Source organism: Gammaproteobacteria bacterium (assembly GCA_003696665.1).
Classification (GTDB): Bacteria; Pseudomonadota; Gammaproteobacteria; order Enterobacterales.
The window spans coordinates 1-1266 of record RFGJ01000042.1; the positions used below are offsets into that span (position 1 = coordinate 1).

Genomic DNA, 1266 nt, shown 5'->3' on the forward strand with positions numbered 1-1266 from the left:
CCTGGGCTTCCGGGTTCCAGCCAGACGGCTGCGGTCAATGCGACAGAGACAGCGATGGCAGTCGTCATCAGATACAGCAACACGGTTTTTCCACCCATTCGCCCCAAACGAGTGGGGTCGGAGAGTTGGCAAGTCCCGCACACCAGACTGACAAAAACGAGCGGTACAACAAGCATTTGCAGCGAGCGAATGAATATTTGACCAATGACATGCAAAACACCGGAAGTGATGAATTGGTCAAACCAGCTCACTTCAGCGAGCCCGACGAGCCTTGCGATCAGGCCAAAAACCAAGCCGGCGAACATACCAATAATGATTTGTGTGCTTAAACCCATTGTTTTGTTGTTTTGCATAGTGATCCTCACTGGGTGCGTTGCCGCTTCGACTGCACTTAATGGGTTAGTCTGCGTGAATGAAAATAAAAGTCAAATATCGACAACTTTAGAATCTAGGCTATCTTTTGAGCAGAACTTGTTGAATTTGAATCGGAATCACAGTTTTTCCGTTGTCATGAGCTGGTGAATTGCGGTAGGCTAGCGTTAATTGAAGTATAGGTTCGTACCTGTGTCGCAGGTCAGATAACAGACGGGAGAGTCTTCTAATGTATGGGTTGCACAATGTGATGAAAGGGGTTCGTTGGGCGCTGATGGCCATCAGCGCAATCATTTTATCCGCTTGTGGTGGCTCTGGAGGTGATTTGGGCACAACCATTGGCGGCGGCAGTGGCGGCGGTGGGGGTGGAACAACACCGACCATCACCATCAGTTTGCAGCTGGTGTCAGCAATCGATGGCCAACCAACGCAAACTATCACAGCAGCACGCCCTGGTCGCATCATTGCAACCGTCAATGGGATCACACAGCCTGTAGTGGTGACTTTCAGCTCTGATATCGGAGAGATTCCTGTCCCGACGGCGATGACGGACGCCAACAATCAAGCGGTGACGGACATTCTTGCTGGCAGTTCATTGGGTGCCGGCACCATCACTGCCAGCATTTCAACTGGTGAGACGGCGTCACTGGTGTTCGCCGTGGGGGCCACCAATGTGCGTATGGGGTCGGGCAATCCATTCCAAGAAGGGGTGGCCGCCATTGGTCAGTCACCGATTTCTGCCGGGGGCACAACGACGGTTACGGTGTCGATTGTGGACGAAAATGGCAATCCCTTTACCCAGCCTGTCGATGTTAACTTTTCTTCTGGCTGTGTCGCCCAGGGTACTGCCACACTGTCAAGTCCTGTGACCACAGTCAATGGTGTGGCACAAAG

At 52.1% G+C, this 1266-nt stretch carries 2 protein-coding genes; one reads left to right on the forward strand and one right to left on the reverse strand.

The window, feature by feature from the left end; translation table 11 throughout:
- Positions 1-335, reverse strand: a 335-nt coding sequence (locus tag D6694_01030) for a dicarboxylate/amino acid:cation symporter (protein RMH47995.1), incomplete at its 3' end; no start/stop codon positions are given.
- A 266-nt stretch (positions 336-601) separates the two neighbouring features.
- On the opposite strand from D6694_01030, the gene D6694_01035 reads away from it, so the two are divergent.
- Positions 602-1266, forward strand: a 665-nt coding sequence (locus D6694_01035; protein ID RMH47996.1) for a hypothetical protein, incomplete at its 3' end; no start/stop codon positions are given.